Origin of the sequence: Methylobacterium mesophilicum (assembly GCF_022179445.1) — a bacterium.
Taxonomy (GTDB): domain Bacteria; phylum Pseudomonadota; class Alphaproteobacteria; order Rhizobiales; family Beijerinckiaceae; genus Methylobacterium; species Methylobacterium mesophilicum.
In genome coordinates, this window is record NZ_BPQU01000045.1 from 1 (window position 1) to 19,013 (window position 19,013).

Annotated in this window: 25 protein-coding genes; 19 read left to right on the plus strand and 6 right to left on the minus strand. The window is 64.6% G+C overall.

The window, feature by feature from the left end:
- Nucleotides 1-127: 127 nt before the first annotated feature.
- The 4 genes from fusA to MFF40_RS25865 all read right to left on the minus strand — a co-directional run bounded on the left by fusA (nt 128) and on the right by MFF40_RS25865 (nt 4,236).
- On the minus strand, nt 128-2,203 hold the full coding sequence (fusA, locus tag MFF40_RS25850; protein ID WP_147899507.1) for an elongation factor G: 2,076 nt from the start codon (nt 2,201-2,203) through the stop codon (nt 128-130).
- 30 nt (nt 2,204-2,233) lie between these two features.
- On the minus strand, nt 2,234-2,704 hold the full coding sequence (gene rpsG, locus MFF40_RS25855; protein ID WP_007557567.1) for a 30S ribosomal protein S7: 471 nt from the start codon (nt 2,702-2,704) through the stop codon (nt 2,234-2,236).
- A gap of 133 nt (nt 2,705-2,837) precedes the next feature.
- Nucleotides 2,838-3,209, minus strand: coding sequence for a 30S ribosomal protein S12 (gene rpsL / locus MFF40_RS25860; RefSeq protein ID WP_007557568.1), 372 nt, complete (start codon nt 3,207-3,209; stop codon nt 2,838-2,840).
- A 361-nt stretch (nt 3,210-3,570) separates the two neighbouring features.
- Entirely contained in the window at nt 3,571-4,236 is a 666-nt protein-coding gene (locus MFF40_RS25865; RefSeq protein WP_147853159.1) for a DUF805 domain-containing protein, read from the minus strand.
- A gap of 861 nt (nt 4,237-5,097) precedes the next feature.
- Between MFF40_RS25865 and MFF40_RS25870 the strand changes: the two genes are divergently transcribed.
- From MFF40_RS25870 to MFF40_RS25945, 16 genes are all read left to right on the plus strand, one after another.
- Nucleotides 5,098-5,901: an ABC transporter substrate-binding protein gene (locus MFF40_RS25870; protein ID WP_238262832.1), complete on the plus strand. Its 804-nt coding sequence runs from the start codon at nt 5,098-5,100 to the stop codon at nt 5,899-5,901.
- Nucleotides 5,902-5,910: 9 nt separating this feature from the next.
- Complete coding sequence (locus tag MFF40_RS25875) at nt 5,911-6,645, plus strand: amino acid ABC transporter permease (RefSeq protein WP_147853157.1); 735 nt, start codon at nt 5,911-5,913, stop codon at nt 6,643-6,645.
- Nucleotides 6,642-7,337 (plus strand): amino acid ABC transporter permease, encoded by a 696-nt coding sequence (locus MFF40_RS25880; protein ID WP_147853156.1) that lies wholly within the window; start codon nt 6,642-6,644, stop codon nt 7,335-7,337. Before MFF40_RS25875 ends, MFF40_RS25880 begins: the two co-directional genes overlap by 4 nt.
- Before the next feature lie 211 nt (nt 7,338-7,548).
- A complete protein-coding gene (locus tag MFF40_RS25885; RefSeq protein WP_147853155.1) occupies nt 7,549-7,926 on the plus strand; it encodes a hypothetical protein in 378 nt (125 codons plus the stop codon).
- Nucleotides 7,927-8,392: 466 nt separating this feature from the next.
- On the plus strand, nt 8,393-8,761 hold the full coding sequence (gene rplN / locus MFF40_RS25890; RefSeq protein WP_007557579.1) for a 50S ribosomal protein L14: 369 nt from the start codon (nt 8,393-8,395) through the stop codon (nt 8,759-8,761).
- Complete coding sequence (gene rplX / locus MFF40_RS25895; RefSeq protein ID WP_007557581.1) at nt 8,761-9,075, plus strand: 50S ribosomal protein L24; 315 nt, start codon at nt 8,761-8,763, stop codon at nt 9,073-9,075. Before rplN ends, rplX begins: the two co-directional genes overlap by 1 nt.
- Nucleotides 9,068-9,634: a 50S ribosomal protein L5 gene (gene rplE, locus MFF40_RS25900; protein WP_147853154.1), complete on the plus strand. Its 567-nt coding sequence runs from the start codon at nt 9,068-9,070 to the stop codon at nt 9,632-9,634. Before rplX ends, rplE begins: the two co-directional genes overlap by 8 nt.
- 40 nt (nt 9,635-9,674) lie before the next feature.
- Complete coding sequence (gene rpsN / locus MFF40_RS25905; protein ID WP_147898534.1) at nt 9,675-9,980, plus strand: 30S ribosomal protein S14; 306 nt, start codon at nt 9,675-9,677, stop codon at nt 9,978-9,980.
- Between the two features lie 10 nt (nt 9,981-9,990).
- Nucleotides 9,991-10,386, plus strand: a complete 396-nt coding sequence (gene rpsH, locus MFF40_RS25910) for a 30S ribosomal protein S8 (RefSeq protein ID WP_007557585.1) — start codon at nt 9,991-9,993, stop codon at nt 10,384-10,386.
- A 22-nt stretch (nt 10,387-10,408) separates the two neighbouring features.
- The gene (gene rplF / locus MFF40_RS25915) at nt 10,409-10,942 is read left to right on the plus strand and encodes a 50S ribosomal protein L6 (protein WP_147898533.1); all 534 of its coding nucleotides are present in this window, start codon (nt 10,409-10,411) and stop codon (nt 10,940-10,942) included.
- 10 nt (nt 10,943-10,952) lie between these two features.
- Nucleotides 10,953-11,315, plus strand: a complete 363-nt coding sequence (gene rplR / locus MFF40_RS25920; protein ID WP_010686176.1) for a 50S ribosomal protein L18 — start codon at nt 10,953-10,955, stop codon at nt 11,313-11,315.
- A 112-nt stretch (nt 11,316-11,427) separates the two neighbouring features.
- Nucleotides 11,428-12,015 (plus strand): 30S ribosomal protein S5, encoded by a 588-nt coding sequence (rpsE, locus tag MFF40_RS25925; RefSeq protein ID WP_007557588.1) that lies wholly within the window; start codon nt 11,428-11,430, stop codon nt 12,013-12,015.
- Nucleotides 12,016-12,027: 12 nt separating this feature from the next.
- A complete protein-coding gene (rpmD, locus tag MFF40_RS25930; protein ID WP_007557591.1) occupies nt 12,028-12,219 on the plus strand; it encodes a 50S ribosomal protein L30 in 192 nt (63 codons plus the stop codon).
- Between the two features lie 10 nt (nt 12,220-12,229).
- Entirely contained in the window at nt 12,230-12,736 is a 507-nt protein-coding gene (rplO, locus tag MFF40_RS25935; protein WP_147853151.1) for a 50S ribosomal protein L15, read from the plus strand.
- A gap of 154 nt (nt 12,737-12,890) precedes the next feature.
- Nucleotides 12,891-14,237: a preprotein translocase subunit SecY gene (gene secY / locus MFF40_RS25940; RefSeq protein WP_058192231.1), complete on the plus strand. Its 1,347-nt coding sequence runs from the start codon at nt 12,891-12,893 to the stop codon at nt 14,235-14,237.
- A 170-nt stretch (nt 14,238-14,407) separates the two neighbouring features.
- Nucleotides 14,408-15,010, plus strand: a complete 603-nt coding sequence (locus MFF40_RS25945) for an adenylate kinase (RefSeq protein WP_147853150.1) — start codon at nt 14,408-14,410, stop codon at nt 15,008-15,010.
- A gap of 311 nt (nt 15,011-15,321) precedes the next feature.
- On the opposite strand, the gene MFF40_RS25950 is transcribed toward MFF40_RS25945, so the two are convergent.
- Nucleotides 15,322-16,569, minus strand: a complete 1,248-nt coding sequence (locus tag MFF40_RS25950; protein WP_238262834.1) for a glycosyltransferase family 61 protein — start codon at nt 16,567-16,569, stop codon at nt 15,322-15,324.
- A gap of 650 nt (nt 16,570-17,219) precedes the next feature.
- Between MFF40_RS25950 and MFF40_RS25955 the strand changes: the two genes are divergently transcribed.
- Entirely contained in the window at nt 17,220-17,450 is a 231-nt protein-coding gene (locus MFF40_RS25955) for a hypothetical protein (protein ID WP_147853148.1), read from the plus strand.
- Nucleotides 17,451-17,460: 10 nt separating this feature from the next.
- On the opposite strand, the gene MFF40_RS25960 is transcribed toward MFF40_RS25955, so the two are convergent.
- The gene (locus tag MFF40_RS25960; protein WP_147898531.1) at nt 17,461-17,823 is read right to left on the minus strand and encodes a Vch_cass14 family protein; all 363 of its coding nucleotides are present in this window, start codon (nt 17,821-17,823) and stop codon (nt 17,461-17,463) included.
- A gap of 251 nt (nt 17,824-18,074) precedes the next feature.
- Here MFF40_RS25960 and rpsM point away from each other — a divergent pair, with 251 nt between their 5' ends.
- The gene (rpsM, locus tag MFF40_RS25965; RefSeq protein ID WP_147853146.1) at nt 18,075-18,443 is read left to right on the plus strand and encodes a 30S ribosomal protein S13; all 369 of its coding nucleotides are present in this window, start codon (nt 18,075-18,077) and stop codon (nt 18,441-18,443) included.
- Between the two features lie 173 nt (nt 18,444-18,616).
- The gene (rpsK, locus tag MFF40_RS25970) at nt 18,617-19,006 is read left to right on the plus strand and encodes a 30S ribosomal protein S11 (RefSeq protein WP_007557606.1); all 390 of its coding nucleotides are present in this window, start codon (nt 18,617-18,619) and stop codon (nt 19,004-19,006) included.
- The last annotated feature ends 7 nt before the right edge of the window (nt 19,007-19,013 follow it).

Genomic DNA, 19,013 nt, shown 5'->3' on the forward strand with positions numbered 1-19,013 from the left:
CGATCGTGCCGATGTTGCAGTGCGGCTTGGTGCGAGCGAACTTTTCCTTGCCCATCAGAGCCTCCTAAATTCGAAATCGTGTTGCGGATGAAGAGGTGGTTCCAGCGCAGCCCTAGGCGTCGTAGCCCTAGGCGTACTTGGCGATGACCTTGTCGGCCTCGCCGCGCGGCACCTCTTCGTAGTGGTCGAACTGCATAGTGAAGTTCGCCCGGCCCTGCGACATCGAGCGCAGGTTGTTCACGTAGCCGAACATGTTGGCCAGCGGCACCATCGCGTTGATGACATTGGCGTTGCCGCGCATGTCCTGACCCTGGATCTGGCCGCGGCGGGAGTTGAGATCGCCGATCACCGAACCGGTGTACTCTTCCGGCGAGACGACCTCGACCTTCATCACCGGCTCAAGCAGGACCGAACCACCCTTCTGGAGCGCCTCGCGCAGAGCAGCCCGGGACGCGATCTCGAAGGCGAGTGCAGACGAATCGACGTCGTGGTACGCGCCGTCGATCAGCTCGACCTTGACGTCGACCACCGGGAAGCCAGCCAGCACGCCGGCGCCGAGGACCGAGTTGAGGCCCTTCTCGACGCCCGGGATGTACTCCTTCGGCACCGCGCCGCCGACGATCTTCGACTCGAACTGGAAGCCGGCACCCGGCTCGTTCGGCTCCACGACGAACTTGACGCGGGCGAACTGGCCCGTGCCACCGGTCTGCTTCTTGTGGGTGTAGTCGATCTCCTGACGGCGGGTCAGCTTCTCACGGTAGGCCACCTGCGGCTGGCCGATGTTCGCGTCGACCTTGTAGGTGCGGCGCAGGATGTCGACCTTGATGTCCAGGTGAAGCTCACCCATCCCCTTGAGGATTGTCTGGCCGGATTCTTGGTCCGTCGAGACCCGGAAGGACGGATCCTCGGCGGCGAGCTTGGCGAGCGCGATACCGAGCTTCTCCTGGTCGGCCTTCGACTTCGGCTCGACGGCGATCTCGATCACCGGCTCCGGAAACTCCATGCGCTCCAGGATCACGGCTTTCTGCGGATCGCACAGGGTGTCGCCGGTGCGGGTGTCCTTCAGGCCGGCGAGGGCGACGATGTCGCCCGCGAAGGCCTCCTTGACGTCCTCACGGTTGTTGGCGTGCATCAGGAGCATGCGGCCGACGCGCTCCTTCTTGTCGCGCGTCGAGTTGATGACGTTGGCGCCCGATTCGATCTTGCCCGAGTACACGCGGCAGAACGTGATCGTGCCGACGTGGGGATCGTCCATGATCTTGAAGGCGAGCATGGAGAAGGGATCGGAATCCGTCGGGTGACGAACGACCGGCTCCTCGGTCTTGAAGTCGAGGCCGTCGACGTCTCCGCGATCGGCCGGGGAGGGGAGGTAATCCACCACCGCGTCGAGCAGGGGCTGCACGCCCTTGTTCTTGAAGGCCGAACCGCAAAGCACCGGATGGAAGGCGCGCAGCTGCACGGCGCGACGCACGAGCATGTGCATCGTCTCGGCATCCGGCTCGGTGCCGTCGAGATAGGCCACCATGGCCTCGTCATCGAGTTCGACGCAGGCCTCGACCAGCTTGCTGCGGTACTCGACGGCCTGGTCCTTGAGCTCTTCGGGGATCTCAACCTCGGAGAAGTCGGCGCCCAGGGTCTCACCGGACCAGACGATCGCCTTCATCTTGATGAGATCGATCACGCCCTTGAAGCTGGACTCCGAGCCGATCGGCAGCTGCAGGCAGACCGGCTTGCCGGCGACGCGGTCGATGATGTCGGCTACGCACTTGAAGAAGTCCGCGCCGATCTTGTCCATCTTGTTGACGAACACGACGCGTGGGACGTCGTACTTGTCGGCCTGGCGCCAGACGGTCTCTGTCTGGGGCTCGACGCCCTGGTTGCCGTCGAGCACGCAGACGGCGCCGTCGAGCACGCGCAGGGAACGCTCGACCTCGATGGTGAAGTCGACGTGGCCGGGGGTGTCGATGATGTTCAGGCGCTTCTCGCGCCAGAAGCACGTCGTCGCGGCGGACGTGATGGTGATGCCGCGCTCCTGCTCCTGCTCCATCCAGTCCATGGTGGCGGCGCCGTCGTGGACTTCGCCGATCTTATGCGACTTTCCGGTGTAGTAGAGGATCCGCTCCGTGGTCGTGGTCTTCCCGGCATCAATGTGGGCCATGATGCCGAAGTTGCGGTAGTCCTCGATCGCGTGCGTGCGGGGCATCGGATTGCTCCTGAGAGACGGCGGAACCGCTTACCAGCGGTAGTGCGAGAAGGCGCGGTTGGCTTCAGCCATCCGGTGCGTATCTTCCCGCTTCTTGACGGCGTTGCCGCGGTTGTTCGCGGCGTCGAGCAGCTCGGCGGAGAGCCGCTCGATCATGGTGCGGTCGTTGCGCGACCGGGCGGCCTGGATCAGCCAGCGGATGGCGAGGGCCTGACGGCGCTCGGTCCGAACCTCGACGGGGACCTGGTAGGTCGCGCCGCCGACGCGCCGGGAGCGCACCTCGATCATCGGGGCGACGTTGTCGAGCGCGGCGCGGAACACCTCGATCGGGTTGGCCCGGGCGCGGTTCTCGACGATGTCGAAGGCGCCGTAGACGATCCGCTCGGCGGTCGACTTCTTGCCCTCGTACATGATCGAATTCATGAACTTCGTCAGCACCACGTCCCCGTACTTCGGGTCCGGGATGATCTCACGCTTCTCGGCAGAGTGACGACGGGACATCTCTTAAACTCTCAAACGAGTCTGACTTAAGCACCCCGCGCAGGCCGCCTTGGCTCTTTTGATGAAGCCGGCGACATCCTTACGAGGCCGTGGAAAGGCCTTTGCGCGACCGGATAAACTCCGGCCGGCGATCTTACTTCGGCCGCTTGGCGCCGTACTTCGAACGGCGCTGCTTCCGGTTCTTCACGCCCTGCGTGTCGAGCACGCCGCGGAGGATGTGGTAGCGCACACCCGGAAGATCCTTCACGCGGCCGCCGCGGATCATGACGACCGAGTGCTCCTGGAGGTTGTGGCCCTCACCAGGAATGTAACCGATCACCTCGAAGCCGTTGGTCAAACGGACCTTGGCGACCTTACGAAGGGCCGAGTTCGGCTTCTTCGGGGTCGTCGTGTAGACCCGGGTGCAGACGCCGCGCTTCTGCGGGCAAGCGTCAAGCGCCGGAACCTTGTTGCGGCTCCGCTGGATCTTCCGCGGCTGGGCGATCAGCTGGTTGATCGTCGGCATCCTGTGCCCTCTTCCTCGGTCACCTTGGCCGGATTGCCCAAGGCAATCCGCAAAACGAATATGCGCCGGAGGTCCTGTCACAGACCCTCGGCGCGGTGTGGGCAGAGGAGCACGCCCGAAACGAACGCGCTCGTACCTACGGATCTGACTTAGAGCGTCAGGCGATTTGAGCCTTCGGATCGCTCGGGGCGATCGCGGCGCCCGGGGGTCAAACCCTAGGGCCGTCGGCAGCCAATGGCCGTCCGAAGTGGCGCGCTTCTAGCCTCGGTTAACCCGCAGGTCAATGCGTCGATCGCGATATTCTTGGCTCTTCGGCGATCAAATGATCGGCGCGGTCGTCAAACGCGTGGGCTGCGATGTCCTATGCGTTCGGGGCGATAGGTGGAAGACCGAACCGGTTCTGCTCCGCGTCGCCGGCTTTTGCCAGCACCTGTACGATGAACCAGATCCAAAATCCGAAGGTGGCAACGCCAGTCAGCAAGGCGAGAGTGCTGAACAAGACAGGAACCCCGATCGCATGGCGGCTGTAAGATGAGAGAAAGCCAATCGATGCACAGAGGAAGGATAGCGGGGTGAGGACGTAAGGTACGGCGTTCAGCCAACCGGATCGGTTGACATCATGGCAGCGCTTGATGCCGAGAGCGAGGCCGCACCACGCCGTAACAAGAAAAACGATTATGTTTACGCCTGGAATAAGGCCAAGAACAATGTTCACAATCATCAGCACCAAAAGTCCAAAGGTCCAATAGTCACGACGTCCGATGCGGCCATTTGGATTAAAATAGAATGCGAACCAATCTCGCTGGCGGACAGCCTCACTGAAGGCTGGCGAGAAAACGGGCGCTTGGCCGGGGATGGGGTAGATTTCGCGGGCCTCACCATCGACGACCACGAAGTCCACAGCCTGCCCAGCCCGTGTGCTAGCGCCGTTCAGATCTGCGCTTGAAAAACGATAGCGCTGACCGTCGTCGCCCGAGATTGCGCCCTGCGTACTTGCGTTGGGTACTGCCAGAACATGTCCGCGCATTCGACAAACCTCTCATTTTTGCTCCCGTTATCATTTGGGCGCAGAGATCGCGACAATGTGCCTGGGAAATCGTTCAGTTAACGCAGAATAAAATGCGAATCTTATCTATTAATATGGTATAGCTTGGTGTTAAATACAATAATGTACGACAATATTTTGATTTTTAAACAAAATCTATTGCTATATCTACGACATTCTGATTACATATATTGATCGATATGTCCCGATGCTGAGGGGTCGACGGTTACCCGATTTGGTCAGTCGCGGTCATTCCATTTGAATTTTGTTCTTTGTATATATACTTGCGAATTATTAGGATACTCGGAATAATAAACTCTTAAATAATACTGCAAAATATATTGCCGCATCGCACCTTTTTGAATGCGTAACCTTGTTAGGGAGTGAAATGGCCCGCTCGGCGCCCTTCGAAGGAGCAGAGTCCTACAGATCGTTGAGTTTGGGCAGATCGAACGAGGCGACGAAAGCTCTTATTGCGATTTCTCGGTCTTCCAGAGAAAGAAAATTCGCTCGTTTCGTCTGGCAATGCAGGTCGTTTGCCATTTTCCGAGGATTATTAGAAATTATTTTGTTTGCGAAACAATTTAAGCTGTGGTATGTTTGCTTGTGGTCCTTGTATGATCATTATCTTACTGTTTGTAATGACTTCTAAAAATCCAATAATACTGTAGCATTGGTCAATATTGGTGTATTAATTAACGTTATAAACTCTATCTAACGCGGATAGTCATTATTATATACCACATTTATTTACGTCTTGGCGGAGTCTGTCCTTACGATCTGCAATGCGGTCCGTTCGTGAATGGGCGGACATCTGCGGCTTCCTTTCCCACGGAGACATTTATGCGCGGAATTGTCACCTTCGCTCTGGCAACACTTCTCTCCGTCGGCGCCGCGCAGGCCGACCGTCTCGACGACATCAAGAAGGCCGGCGTGCTGCGGGTCGCGGCCTTTGACAGCAACCCGCCCTTCGGCTTCGTCGATCCGAACACCAAGCAGATCGCCGGCCTCGACGTCGATTACGCAAAGGCGATCGCCGACAAGATCGGCGTGAAGCTGGATCTGCGCCCGACCAATCCGGCCAACCGCATCCCGTTGCTGACCTCCGGCAAGGTCGATCTGGTGCTGGCGAACTTCACCATCACGGAGGAGCGCGCCAAGCAGCTCGATTTCAGCATCCCGTACTTCGCCTCCGGCCAGCAATTCCTGGCCAAGAAGGGCACGCTCACCGCGCCCGAGCAGCTGAACGGCCTGCGCATCGGTGCCGACAAGGGCACCACCAACGAGATCGTCCTGCGCCGCGACTTTCCGAAGGCGACCGTGGTGGCGTTCGACGATACGCCCTTCGCCTTCGCGGCCCTGCGCAACGGCAACGTCCAGGCGATCACGCAGGACGGATCCAAGCTCGTGGGTCTGCTGGCCAAGGTTCCGGACAAAGAGAACTACGAGGTTCCGGCCTTCTCGATCTCGAACGACTATATCGGCGCCGGCATCCCGAAAGGTGAGACTCGCCTGCGCGCGGTGGTGGACGAGACGCTCCGGGAGTTGGAGGCCAGCGGCAAGGCGGCGGCAATCTACGACCGCTGGTTCGGCCCGAACACGACGCAGCCGCTGCCGCGCCTGTTCCGGATCGGCGACCACAGCTAGCCGACGGCGGTGAGCCTCTTCGGCGATCTACTGGCGCCGCGCTACCTGATCTGGCTGCTGCAGGGTTTCGGGGTCACCCTGGCCCTGTCGGCGTCCGTGTGCCTGGCCGGAACGGGGCTCGGCCTCGCTCTCTGCTGCCTGCGAGAGGCGGGGGGCAGGCTCGCGGGGGCGGGAACCACCGCCTTCATCGGCCTCATCCGGAACACGCCGCTGCTGGTGCAGCTGTTCTTCTGGTACTTCGGCGCCGCCGCGCTGATGCCGTCCTGGCTCACCGTCTGGCTGAACAGCCCGCACGGCCTCGCCCTGGGGCCGGCCGCGCTGCACTGGCCGGCCTACGAGACCCTGTCCGGCTTCCTCGGGCTGACGCTCTACGCCGCCGCCTACATCGCCGAGGAATGCCGCGCCGGCCTCAACGGCGTGCGGCCCGCTCAGCGGGAGGCCGCCTTGGCCCTCGGCCTGACAGATCTCCAGGTCTTCCGCCACATCGCGTTGCCGCAGGCCCTGCGGATCGCCTGGCTGCCGGTGGTCGGCCAGTACCTCGACACGATCAAGAACACGTCGCTGACCATGACCATCGGCCTGGCCGAGCTGTCCTACGCGTCCCGGGAGGTGGAGACGGAGACCTTCCTGGCCTTCCAGGCCTTCGGCATCGCGACGCTCCTGTATGTCGGCGCGGTGGCGGCTGTGGAGGCGGCCGGCCACGCCCTGGCGCGCCGCGACCCGGCGAGGGCCGCCCGCCGGTGAATGTTTCCGTGATCACCGACAATCTCGGCTACCTGCTCGCCGGCGCCTGGCCTGATGGCCCGGTCGGCGGGCTGATGCTGACGCTGATTCTATCGGCGGCCTCCGGCCTCGCCTCGGCGGCGCTGGGGCTCGCCCTCGGGATCGCGTTGGCGATGAGCGGCGGCCGGACACGGCGCGCCCTGAACCTGGGGCTCGGGCTGTTCCGGGCCGTCCCGATCGTGATGCTGATCTTCTGGAGCTACTTCCTGCTGCCGATCCTGTTCGGATTCGCCGTCCCCGAACTCGGGACGGTGGTCACGGCGCTGTCGCTGGTGGGGGGCGCCTACCTATCCTACGCGGTGGCGGCGGGGATCGAGAGCATCGGCCCCGGCCAGTGGGAAGCCGGGCTGGCGCTGGGCTTCGGCCGCTGGCAGGTGTTGCGGGTCATCATCCTGCCCCGGGCGCTGCCGGCCATGGCGCCGTCCTTCGTCAACCAGTGGACCGCGCTGATCAAGGACACCTCGCTCGCCTACGTGATCGGCGTGCCGGAACTCTCCTTCGTAGCGACGCAGGTGAACAACCGCGCCATGGTCTACCCGGCCGAGATTTTTTTGTTTGTCGGCGCCGTCTACGGATGCCTTTGTCTGGTGCTCGATCGGCTTGCCGCGCTGGTGGCACCGCAGCGTCGCCGGCCGCGGGCGGGCAGGGTCTGACAGGAACCTCCCATCCTCGTCTCAACGCGACTCGGATGGGTCGTCGCGGGCGCAGCGCGACCGCCTTTAAGGGGGTGAAGAGCCAACACCGTGCCGGATCGGGGCAGGGGCTCGCCATCACGGTCTACGGAAGATTAAAGCGAACCGTCGAAATGTCCCGATCGTCGGACGGCCCGTGGGCCGGCCTCTGTGTGCGTCGAGGATGTTGCGTATGGGTTGCGTCGCGGTCAGCAACGTCGTCCCCTTCCGGCGGATCGCCCCCGCCTCCGCGGCAGGCGAGCGGGATGCCCGCAACCGCCGCCGCAGCGAGCAGCGCTCCCTCATGGACGCGGTCTACGCCACCGGCAGCATGATCGTCGCCGCCGAGGATCGTGAGATCAAGCTCACAGCGTCCCGCCTGCAGGTCTACGGCTTCCTGACGATCGAGGAGGTGACCGAGGAAGGCGGCATGCGGCGCCTGCGCCCCTCGGAGGCGATTCGCGCGCGCTCCGAGCGCCCGTGGCGCCTGTCGAAGCCGGCTTTCGGCAGCGCCGTGACGATCCCGAGTCTCGACGACTTTTTGTTCGAATCGGCCGGCCAGCCGTTCTGAGATCCTGAACGATCGAAAAGACCCGGCCGCCGCGCACGACTGCGCGGCGGACATGGCTGTCGTGTTGCTTTGATCGGTCGGCCGACCCGTCTCGCCGCCCGGCCTCCGCGGGCATGTCCTGGCGGAAACCGCCTTCGCCCCGCCCGATGCACATCGGTAAGCCCGTGGTCGCCCGCGCCCGGAAGCCGCGCTGCGCTCAACGCCGAATCGCCCCGACCCGGCCCGATCCCACGGGCGAATGTGTCGCGATCGGCTTGCCTTCCGGGGCCGCCCGTAGTATCCGCCCGGCCTTCGCGACATTTCGATGGGTGCTCGCACCCTGTGAACGCGGTGACCGCGCGGGCGTCTCGGACGCCGCAAGCGCGGTCTATACCATGAGCCGGGGACATCAGATCCCCATCAGGCGTCGTCCGCCGGGCAATACCGCCCGTGTGCGGAAACCCGCCTGAAACAAGGAGTCACGCACGTGATCCAGATGCAGACGAATCTGGACGTCGCCGACAACTCGGGTGCACGCCGTGTGATGTGCATCAAGGTTCTCGGCGGGTCGAAGCGGAAGTATGCCGGCGTTGGCGATGTCATCGTCGTGTCGGTGAAGGAGGCGATCCCGCGCGGTCGCGTCAAGAAGGGCGACGTCATGAAGGCGGTCGTCGTTCGCACGGCCAAGGCCGTGAAGCGCGTCGACGGGTCGGTGATCCGCTTCGACAAGAACGCTGCGGTCCTGATCAACAATCAGAAAGAGCCGATCGGCACCCGCATCTTCGGACCGGTGCCGCGCGAACTGCGCGCGCGCAACCACATGAAGATCATCTCGCTGGCGCCGGAGGTGCTGTGATGGCAGCCAAGATCAAGAAGGGCGACAAGGTCGTCGTACTCACCGGTCGCGATTCCGGTCGCTCGGGCGAGGTCATTCAGGTTCTGCCGAAAGAAGGCCGGGCTTTCGTGCGCGGCATCAACCTGGTCAAGAAGCACCAGAAGCAGACCCAGAACCAGGAAGGCGGCATCATCTCCAAGGAGGCCGCCATCCAACTCTCGAACATCGCGGTCGCCGATGCCAACGGCAAGCCGACCCGCGTGGGTTTCCGCATCCTCGAAGACGGGCGCAAGGTCCGATTCGCCAAGAGCACGGGGGATCAGATCGATGGCTGAGGCCGACAAGAACGCCTACACCCCGCGCCTGCGCAAGCACTACGACGAAGTGGTGCGCCAGAAGCTGATCGAGGAGTTCGGGTACAAGAACCCGATGCAGGTCCCGCAGATCGAGAAGATCGTCATCAACATGGGCGTCGGCGAGTCCACCGCGGACTCCAAGAAGGCGACCGTGGCGGCCGGCGACCTCGCGCTCATCGCCGGCCAGAAGCCGGTGATCACCCGGGCCCGCAAGGCCATCGCAACCTTCAAGGTCCGCGAGGGCATGCCGATCGGCTGCAAGGTGACGCTGCGCAAGCAGCGCATGTACGAGTTCATGGATCGCCTGATCACGATCGCGCTCCCGCGCGTCCGCGATTTCCGCGGCCTGAACCCGCGCTCGTTCGACGGCCGCGGCAACTACGCCCTGGGTCTCAAGGAGCACCTCGTGTTCCCGGAGATCTCCTACGACAAGGCCGAGCAGATGTGGGGCATGGACATCGTCGTGGCGACCACCGCCCAGACCGATGCCGAGGCCAAGGCACTGCTCGCCGCCTTCCAGTTCCCGTTCCGGCAGTGAGGCCCTCGCGCCTCATACGCGGACACCGGAGATAGACCACATGTCGAAGAAAAGCTCAGTCGAGAAGAATGAGGCCCGCAAGACGCTGGTGAAGCGTTTCGCGGCCAAGCGGAAGGCGCTGCTGGACATCGCCAACAACGACGGCCTCGAGATGGAGGAGCGCTTCGAGGCGCGCCTCAAGCTCGCGGAACTGCCGCGCAACTCGTCGGCCACCCGCATCCGCAACCGCTGCGGCATGACCGGACGTCCGCGCGCGTTCTACCGTAAGATGGGCATCTCGCGCATCGCGCTGCGGGAGCTTGGCAACCGGGGCCTGATCCCCGGCCTGGTCAAGTCGAGCTGGTAAGGAGGTCCCCATGGTCAACGATCCCGTGGGTGACATGCTCACCCGTATCCGCAACGGCCAGCTGCGCCGTCGCAACGTCGTCCAGACGCCCGGCTCGCGCCTGCGCGCCAACGTCCTGAACGTGCTGAAGTCCGAGGGCTATATCCGCGACTACGCGGCGACCGACCTCGGCAACGGCCGCACCGAGTTCGCCATCGAGCTCAAGTACTACGACGGCCGCCCGGTGATCCGCGAGATCAAGCGCGTGTCGAAGCCCGGCCGTCGGGTCTACTCGTCTGTCGGTGATCTGCCGCACGTGGCCGACGGCCTCGGCGTCACCATCGTCTCCACACCGCAGGGCGTCATGGCCGACCACGAGGCGCGCGAGCGCAACGTCGGCGGCGAAGTGCTCTGCACCGTATTCTGATCGGGACGGAGGAGGTTATCCCATGTCTCGCGTAGGTAAGAAGCCCGTTCCCGTTCCGGCCGGCGTCACCGCCACCGTCACCGGTCAGACGGTGAAGATGAAGGGCTCCAAGGGCGAGCTGCAGTTCGACGTCCCCACGCTGGTCAGCGTGGAGATGAAGGACGGAGCAATCTCGGTCGAGCCGATCAACCAGTCCAAGCCCGCGCGCTCCCTCTGGGGCACGTCGCGGGCCCAGATCGCCAACATCGCCGAGGGCGTGTCGAAGGGCTTCGAGAAGAAGCTCGAGATCACGGGCGTCGGCTATCGTGCGGCGATGGCCGGCAAGGCCCTCAAGCTGTCGCTCGGCTACAGCCACGACATCGAATACGCGATCCCCGCCGGGATCACGATCGTTACCCCGAAGCCCACCGAGATCACGATCACCGGGATCAACCGCCAGCAGGTCGGTCAGGTCGCCGCTGAGATCCGCGATTACCGCGGACCCGAGCCCTACAAGGGCAAGGGCGTGAAGTACGCGGGCGAGTTCATCTTCCGCAAGGAAGGCAAGAAGAAGTAAGGAGGGCATCATGTCTCGCAAGCTCGAAGCCCTCGATCGCCGCAAGGCGCGCGTCCGTCGCGCGCTGCGGGCGGCCGCCAACGGCCGTCCGCGGCTCTCGGTGTTCCGCTCGTCGAAGCAGATCTACGTGCAGGTCATCGACGACGTCGCCGGCAAGACGCTGGCCGCCGCCTCGTCGATCGACAAGGCACTCAAGGGTGAACTCAAGACCGGCGCCGATGTCGCCGCCGCCAAGGCGGTGGGCAAGCTCGTCGCCGAGCGCGCCAAGGCCGCGGGCGTCACGAAGGTGATCTTCGACCGCTCCGGCTACATCTACCACGGCCGCGTCGCGGCCGTCGCCGAAGCCGCCCGCGAGGGCGGCCTGGAGTTCTGAGGAACTCTCTCCGCGCGGCGTGATACCCGCGCGGCCATTCCCTCCCGTTTCCGGCGAGGGGAATCGAGCGAGCGGGTCCGAGGATCCGCGCTAGTGAGATAGGTTAGACAACATGGCACGTGAACGGGAAGGTGGGGGCCGCGGCCGCCGCGACGAGCGCGAGGAGCGCGACAGCGAATTCGTGGACAAGCTCGTCCACATCAACCGCGTCGCCAAGGTGGTGAAGGGTGGCCGTCGCTTCGGCTTCGCAGCCCTCGTCGTCGTCGGCGACCAGAAGGGCCGCGTCGGCTTCGGCCACGGCAAGGCCCGTGAGGTGCCAGAGGCGATCCGCAAGGCGACCGAGGCGGCCAAGCGCGGCCTGATCCGGGTGTCGCTGCGTGAGGGTCGGACCCTGCACCACGACGTCAACGGCCGCCACGGCGCCGGCAAGGTGATCCTTCGCGCGGCTCCGCAGGGTACCGGCATCATCGCCGGCGGCCCGATGCGCGCCGTGTTCGAGACGCTCGGCATGCAGGACGTCGTCGCGAAGTCGCTCGGCTCCTCGAACCCCTACAACCTCGTGCGCGCCACCTTCGAGGCGCTCAAGAACGAGGACAGCCCGCGCTCCGTGGCGGCCCGCCGCGGCATCAAGGTTTCGAGCCTCCAGGCCCGTCGCCGCGACGCCGATCCGGCCGATCAGTCCGAAGCTGCGGTCGCGTAAGGGGAGGGTCCGATGGCACAGAAGACCGTCCGTATCGAGCAGATCGGCTCGCCGATCCGCCAAGAGGCCAGCCAGCGCCAGACGCTGATCGGCCTGAAGCTCAACAAGCTCCACCGCGTGTCCGAGCTGGAGGATACCCCCTCCGTGCGCGGCATGATCCGCAAGGTTGCGCACCTCGTGCGCGTCCACGGCGACGTGGCGTGAGGAGGCACCGATGAAGCTCAACGAGATCAGCGACAATCCCGGCGCAACCAAGAATCGGATGCGCGTCGGTCGGGGCATCGGCTCCGGCAAGGGCAAGACGGCCGGCCGCGGCGTGAAGGGTCAGAAGGCCCGGACCGGCGTGTCCATCAAGGGCTTCGAGGGCGGTCAGATGCCGCTGCATCGGCGCCTGCCGAAGCGCGGCTTCAACAACCTCTACGCCCAGGATCTGAACGAGGTGAACCTCGGCCGGATCCAGGAGGCGGTGGACGCCGGCAAGCTCGACAAGGCCGCGACCGTCACGGTCGATAGCCTCGTCACCGCCGGCATCATCGCCCGGGCCCGCGACGGCGTGAAGCTGCTCGGCGTCGGCGAGCTGACCGCGAAGCTCAGCTTCGAGGTCACCCGCGCTTCCAAGTCCGCCATCGAGGCGGTCGAGAAGGCCGGCGGCTCGGTGAGCGTCGCGTTCGCGACCGGCGTTTCGCATCGCGGCGGCGCAAAGGCCGAGGCGACGGCCTGACGGCCGGCATGGGCGTGACGCGGGGCCCCGTTGCACGGTCCCCGCGCACCCTTTAAGCCGATCCTTCGAGCGGCGGCCCTGCGACCACGCGGGCCGCCGTTTTCAATTCATCCGGGCGCCGTTCGCCCGGCGACACTCCCAGGACGCGACGCTTATGGCCTCAGCCGCCGAGCAGCTTGCCGCCAACCTCAATTTCGGTGCCATCGCCAAGGCCGATGAGCTGAAGAAGCGCATCTGGTTCACGCTGGGCGCCCTCGTGGTGTTCCGGCTGGGCACCTACATCCCGATTCCCGGCATCGATCCGGAGCAGTTCGCCCGGAACTTCCAGCAGCAGGCCGGCGGCGTGCTCGGGCTGTTCAACATGTTCTCCGGCGGTGCCGTCGAGCGCATGGCGATCTTCGCCCTCAACATCATGCCGTACATCTCGGCGTCGATCATCGTTCAGTTGCTCACCTCGGTGATCCCGAGCCTGGAGGCCCTGAAGAAGGAGGGCGAGTCCGGCCGCAAGGTCATCAACCAGTACACCCGCTACCTCACGGTGGTGCTGGCGCTGGTCCAGTCCTGGGGCATCGCGATCGGACTTCAGAGTTCGTCCGCTGCGATCGATCCCGGCCCGTTCTTCCTGGCTTCGACGGTGATCACGCTGACCGGCGGCACCCTGTTCCTGATGTGGGTCGGCGAGCAGATCACATCGCGCGGCATCGGCAATGGTTCGTCGCTGATCATCTTCGCCGGCATCGTCGCCCACCTTCCGGTGGCGATCGCGGGCGCCCTCGAGCTCGGCCGCACCGGCGCGCTGTCACCGATCATCATCCTGGGCGTCGCCGTGGCGGCCGTGGTGCTGGTCTACTTCATCGTGTTCATGGAGCGCGCCCAGCGCCGCCTGCTGATCAACTACCCGAAGCGCCAGGTCGGCAACCGCATGTACGAGGGGCAGACCTCGTTCCTGCCGCTGAAGCTCAACACCTCGGGGGTGATCCCGCCGATCTTCGCGTCCTCGCTCCTGCTCCTGCCGGCCACCGCGGCGAGTTTCTCGGCCAACGGCGGCAGCACGGGCTGGCTGGGCACCGTGACGGCCTATCTGGGCCACGGCACGCCGCTGTTCATGGCGCTCTACGCCGCGCTGATCATCTTCTTCACGTTCTTCTACACCGCGGTGGTCTTCAATCCGCAGGAGACGGCCGACAACCTGAAGAAGCATGGCGGCTTCATACCGGGCATCCGTCCGGGCGAGCGCACCGCCGCCTTCATCGACAAGGTGCTGACCCGCATCACGGTGATCGGCGCCCTGTACCTGACCCTCGTCTGCCTCTGCCCCGAGATCCTGTCGTCCTACGCCTCGGCGAGCCTGGGCTTCGGCGGCACCTCGCTGCTGATCGTGGTCTCGGTGACCATGGACACGGTCGCCCAGATCCACGGCCACCTGATGGCGCATCAGTACGAGGGCCTAGTGAAGAAGGCCAAGCTGCGTGGCGCCTCGACCACGCAACGCCGCCGCTGAGCCTGCTACAGAAGCGGGACGCCGCCGCCGGCGCGCCCGCCTCTGACCCCAAGGTCCGGATGCCTAAGGGCACAGGACCGGCTAGAAAAACACGAGACGGGCGATGCCGGGGAGGCTTCGCCAACCGCCGCTTGTGCCCGTAGAGAGTCGGGCCGGACGAGGACAACGCCATGCGCATCATTCTGCTCGGCCCCCCCGGCGCGGGGAAGGGCACGCAATCCGAGCGGATCGTCGAGCGCTTCGGCATCCCGCAGCTCTCCACCGGCGACATGCTGCGTGCCGCGGTCGCCGCCGGCACGCCGGTCGGCCTGGAGGCCAAGGCCGTGATGGAATCCGGCGGGCTGGTCTCCGACCGGATCGTGGTGGGCATCGTCGCCGACCGGATCGAGGAGCCGGACGCAAAGCGCGGCTTCATCCTGGACGGCTTCCCCCGCACCGTAGCCCAGGCCGAGGCGCTGGCGACCATGCTGTCCGGCAAGGACATGAACCTGTCCGCGGTGGTCGAGCTCAAGGTCGACGAGGACGCACTGGTCGGGCGGATCCAGAAGCGCGCGGCGGAGACGCTGGCGCGTGGCCAGGCGGTGCGCAAGGACGACACCCCCGAGGTGTTCAAGCAACGCCTGGAGGCCTACCGGGCCCTGACCGCGCCGCTGTCGGATTACTACGCCAAGACCGGCCTGCTCCACACCGTAGACGGCATGCAGCCGATCGATACCGTGACCACGGAGATCATGGCGGTGCTCGAACCGCACGCGGAACGCGTCGCGTCCTAACCAATACAGCCGGCACGCCGCATCATTCGGCGGCCGGCATTTTGATGAAGTCGAAGCGCGCGAAGCCGACGCTCAAGCAGCAGGCTGAGAGTGGTTCGATCCACCTTCCATCGCGTAGACCTTAGGTTGGCGCAACGGTAATGATCGACGATGGTGTCAGCGCCGTCATCCTTGGAGGAAGATCACGATTCTTCGACGGTACGGAGCGTGTGCAGCTCCGTGTTCCAACGAGCTTCGGAGAATTTTGGAAGGCAATCGGCGCCGATTCGAAGCGAGGCGCTGGGGCATATCCAGCCCACAGTTAGGTCGTTTCAAGCAGCTTGCCGGCATACCTCACGATCCCCATCGAGCCATGCCAGAGCGCGGGCGAGGTGGTCGGGATCAAGGACGTAATCCGATTGCGCTGGCCGACTCGGATCGAGGGCCTTGCCGTAGCAGACGCCGTAGCGATGACCGCGCGCCGCTGCGAGGTCGAGATAATACGGATCGGTGAACGTTTCCGGGGCGAGGTATAGAATGCGCGTCCCTGGCGCGCAGAACAGCGTATTCACCATCGCGGCGCCCATGCAGCCAACGACGCGCTCTGCACACGAGAAGGTCGCGACCTGTTCCCGCGCTGAGATCCCCTCAGGATCAATCGGTTGGTAGCCGCGGGCATGTAGAGTCCTGCAAAGGTCCGCCCATCCGATCGGGACCCGGCCGTGATCGCGTCGGCGGATCACGAACAGATGGGTCGGACGGCGCGGGGGCGATCGCCACCATCGCCGGTCCAGGCGACGCATCATCGTGATGGCCCGAACGGATAGGTCTGCGAGAGCCTGGGGATGCTTCGGGCCAGGCAGGCCAGCCACCGGCGAGGCAAAGTAGAGGTCCTCCGCCCGGTAAGTCGTATCCGGTCGCAGCAGACGAATTGTGACGTCCCGCCGTCCGAGGAAGCTCCGGAGTAGCTCGATCCGCATCCGGTCGGTCGCCGGGACGAAACCGTGCAGCAACAGGCAGATGGGTCTGCGGAGGCGGGACAGGCAGTCCACTGCCAGAAGGCGCGGCAGGTCTTCCGCCAGCCAATGTCCCCAGTTGAAGGTCCCGGAGGATGTCATCAGGAGATAAGCGCAGGTCCTCGGAAGGGTCTTGGTCGGCCCGTTGGCTCCCTGTTGCGGGGGCGTGACGAGATCGAAGGGCCGGAAGGTCTCGAACAGAAGCAGCGTTTCGCCGTCGCGGGTGACCGTGATGCTCCGGTCGCGGATGCTCGCATGGTCGATCCGAACCAAGACACAGGCCGGCGCGACCGCCTGGACGCCGCCACCGAAGGCGAAAGCCCTATCCAGCTTCGGCCGGAGTGCGGGATCGGCGAAGATCGCGTCCGGATCGAGAGTGCGGCTGTAGCTGGCCGGATCGTAGAGGGTCGCGACCGGAACGATCTCTGGGGTCGGCGTTGCGTGCAGTCGATGTAGCATATCCGGATCACCAGGAAAGCCGCCCGACGCATAGATCGTTGGATCGCAGGAAATGTAGCGCGATGCACACATGGAATTATGCGGATCGATCCGCTTGTAGCTCAAGATATCCTATGTGAAACGCCGACCGTTCTTAAGGTCAAGCAGAAAATTATAAGCACTACGCCGTCATAAAATACACAATTTTTGATGCAGATATCTATATATGACTATTTATCGCAGCAGCATATCAAAATACTATAACAGTTGATTCCTATATGTGTAAAAAAAATGAAATTTAGATCCAAAATTAATTCTGGTTCTTGCGATCCACGAGGAGGGAGCATGCAGCTACTCGACACGGTGACCACGCAGATCATGGCGGTGCCGGAACCGCACGCCGAGCACGTTGCCTCCTGATCGCGAAGGCCGGCACGGGGCAGCTTCAACCTGCCGGCGACTACCGGACGACAGGTCTCTCAGCCACGTGTTGCGCCACGATCCTAGAGGCTTCGAGACACGAGCAGGCGATACTGGCGGGACAGCGTCGACAGGCCGACCGGCCCCGCGGTGCGACGCGACGGCCCGGTGGAGTCGCCGCCGGACGCGTTCCCGTCATCGATCCGGCCTGCGCGCGGTACTCCGACGACGTGTCCAAGATCTGATCGCACCCCGCGTGGAACGCCGTCTCGAAAGACGGATTACGGACGATCGGAGCGTCCGTTGAACCATGGGCCCATTCGGAGGTTGAGGGCGGAACACGATCGGGAGTTCCGATGACCGCTCTCCGTATCCCCGCAAACCTCCTGCTTCTCGCCCTTGCGCTCGCGCCCCTGCCGGTGGCGGCACAGAGCCCGGCGAAGTCCTTCGTGTACGGAGAGAAGCAGTTCCGGCACGCGTGCCGGCCGCCTCTCAAGTACGCGGCGGGGGCGTGCGTCCGCCGCTGCCCGGCCGGTTACCAGACGATGGGCGGCTATTGCCGGTATCGAAGCCAGCGCTTCCGTTGAGGCGGCGGCGTCAACGATCCACCCGGCGCTCCGCCCGCAGCGCCCCGAAGAAATTGACCACGTCCATCGGCAGCGCCCGACGGCCGAACAGGCGGGTGGGGTTGCCGTCGGTGCGGCCGTCCCGCAGTTCGACCATCGCGGTCAGGACGTTGTAGCGGAACACCATCCGGCGGCCCGCGAAGACGGCCCAGAGCAGGCCCGGGCCGTCATGCTCAGCCTGGAGCGCGATCGAGCCGGGCTCGGCCTCAGTGAGGATGCCGCCAACCACCGCCAGGATCACCGGGACGACCTCCTCGGCATTCTCCTCGGCCGCCCTCAGGACGGAATCGGCGAAGGCCCGCAGGGTGGCGCCGTCGCTGGTCAGAACCGACATCTGTGCTCCCTGAATGATCCCGGTATGGTCCGCGCGTGACGCATGGCGGCGCGGCCGATCGTTCACCGGTCGTTGACATCTGGTCCTGCGCACGCTAGCAGGCCGTCCTTCGTCCAATCGATCGCTGGTCCGAGGTGCCCTGTCCAGGGCCGCCCCAGGGCCACGTTGTCGTTTGGCGCGCGCAGGGGCCGGCCTCCACCGGACGCGCGCGGTTACCGCCCGTATCATCGGGCCTCAAATGGAGCGTGATCATGGCCCGTATTGCAGGCGTCAACATCCCGACCAACAAGCGCGTCGTCATCGCGCTCCAGTACATCCACGGCATCGGCTCCAAGAAGGCCGAGGAAATCACCCAGAAGGTGAACATCCCCGCCGAGCGTCGCGTGAACCAGCTCACCGACGCCGAGGTGCTGCAGATCCGCGAGACGATCGACCGCGACTACATCGTCGAGGGCGATCTGCGCCGCGAAGTCTCGATGAACATCAAGCGCCTGATGGATCTCGGCGCCTATCGCGGCCTGCGTCACCGCAAGCAGCTGCCGGTCCGCGGCCAGCGCACCCACACCAACGCCCGCACCCGCAAGGGCAAGGCGAAGCCGATCGCCGGCAAGAAGAAGTAATTTTTTGAAGTTGGAAGGCCGTGCTCCGCTCGGCCTTACTTCCGTCGCGTTGGTGTCCTGCGAGGGATCCCGCATCGGGCCGGACCGCCCCGCACGGGCGCGCCGGCCAAGTCCCAGAAAGAATCCCGAGCGCCTGGAATTACGGGCGCGCTTGAAGGAAAAGTGAGACCCGAATGGCCAAGGAACCGCAACGCGTCCGCCGGCGCGAACGCAAGAACATCGTGTCGGGCGTCGCCCACGTGAACGCTTCGTTCAACAACACGATGATCACCATCACGGACGCGCAGGGCAACACTATCTCGTGGTCGTCCGCCGGCGCGATGGGCTTCAAGGGCTCGCGCAAGTCGACCCCGTACGCCGCCCAGGTGGCCGCCGAGGACGCCGCCCGCAAGGCCTCCGAGCACGGCATGCGCACCCTCGAGGTCGAGGTGTCCGGCCCGGGTTCGGGTCGTGAGTCGGCCCTGCGCGCCCTCCAGGCCGCTGGCTTCACGGTCACCTCGATCCGCGACGTGACCTCGATCCCGCACAACGGCTGCCGTCCGCGCAAGCGTCGTCGGGTCTGAACCGAAC

What these genes read in the sequence shown, in the direction of transcription:
- fusA (WP_147899507.1), bottom strand. Translation starts at nt 2,203, where the DNA reads ATGCCCCGCACGCACGCGATCGAGGACTACCGCAACTTCGGCATCATG.
- rpsG (WP_007557567.1), bottom strand. Translation starts at nt 2,704, where the DNA reads ATGTCCCGTCGTCACTCTGCCGAGAAGCGTGAGATCATCCCGGACCCG.
- rpsL (WP_007557568.1), bottom strand. Translation starts at nt 3,209, where the DNA reads ATGCCGACGATCAACCAGCTGATCGCCCAGCCGCGGAAGATCCAGCGG.
- MFF40_RS25865 (WP_147853159.1), bottom strand. Translation starts at nt 4,236, where the DNA reads ATGCGCGGACATGTTCTGGCAGTACCCAACGCAAGTACGCAGGGCGCA.
- MFF40_RS25870 (WP_238262832.1), top strand. Translation starts at nt 5,098, where the DNA reads ATGCGCGGAATTGTCACCTTCGCTCTGGCAACACTTCTCTCCGTCGGC.
- MFF40_RS25885 (WP_147853155.1), top strand. Translation starts at nt 7,549, where the DNA reads ATGGGTTGCGTCGCGGTCAGCAACGTCGTCCCCTTCCGGCGGATCGCC.
- rplX (WP_007557581.1), top strand. Translation starts at nt 8,761, where the DNA reads ATGGCAGCCAAGATCAAGAAGGGCGACAAGGTCGTCGTACTCACCGGT.
- rplE (WP_147853154.1), top strand. Translation starts at nt 9,068, where the DNA reads ATGGCTGAGGCCGACAAGAACGCCTACACCCCGCGCCTGCGCAAGCAC.
- rpsN (WP_147898534.1), top strand. Translation starts at nt 9,675, where the DNA reads ATGTCGAAGAAAAGCTCAGTCGAGAAGAATGAGGCCCGCAAGACGCTG.
- rpsH (WP_007557585.1), top strand. Translation starts at nt 9,991, where the DNA reads ATGGTCAACGATCCCGTGGGTGACATGCTCACCCGTATCCGCAACGGC.
- rplF (WP_147898533.1), top strand. Translation starts at nt 10,409, where the DNA reads ATGTCTCGCGTAGGTAAGAAGCCCGTTCCCGTTCCGGCCGGCGTCACC.
- rplR (WP_010686176.1), top strand. Translation starts at nt 10,953, where the DNA reads ATGTCTCGCAAGCTCGAAGCCCTCGATCGCCGCAAGGCGCGCGTCCGT.
- rpsE (WP_007557588.1), top strand. Translation starts at nt 11,428, where the DNA reads ATGGCACGTGAACGGGAAGGTGGGGGCCGCGGCCGCCGCGACGAGCGC.
- rpmD (WP_007557591.1), top strand. Translation starts at nt 12,028, where the DNA reads ATGGCACAGAAGACCGTCCGTATCGAGCAGATCGGCTCGCCGATCCGC.
- rplO (WP_147853151.1), top strand. Translation starts at nt 12,230, where the DNA reads ATGAAGCTCAACGAGATCAGCGACAATCCCGGCGCAACCAAGAATCGG.
- secY (WP_058192231.1), top strand. Translation starts at nt 12,891, where the DNA reads ATGGCCTCAGCCGCCGAGCAGCTTGCCGCCAACCTCAATTTCGGTGCC.
- MFF40_RS25945 (WP_147853150.1), top strand. Translation starts at nt 14,408, where the DNA reads ATGCGCATCATTCTGCTCGGCCCCCCCGGCGCGGGGAAGGGCACGCAA.
- MFF40_RS25955 (WP_147853148.1), top strand. Translation starts at nt 17,220, where the DNA reads ATGACCGCTCTCCGTATCCCCGCAAACCTCCTGCTTCTCGCCCTTGCG.
- MFF40_RS25960 (WP_147898531.1), bottom strand. Translation starts at nt 17,823, where the DNA reads ATGTCGGTTCTGACCAGCGACGGCGCCACCCTGCGGGCCTTCGCCGAT.
- rpsM (WP_147853146.1), top strand. Translation starts at nt 18,075, where the DNA reads ATGGCCCGTATTGCAGGCGTCAACATCCCGACCAACAAGCGCGTCGTC.
- rpsK (WP_007557606.1), top strand. Translation starts at nt 18,617, where the DNA reads ATGGCCAAGGAACCGCAACGCGTCCGCCGGCGCGAACGCAAGAACATC.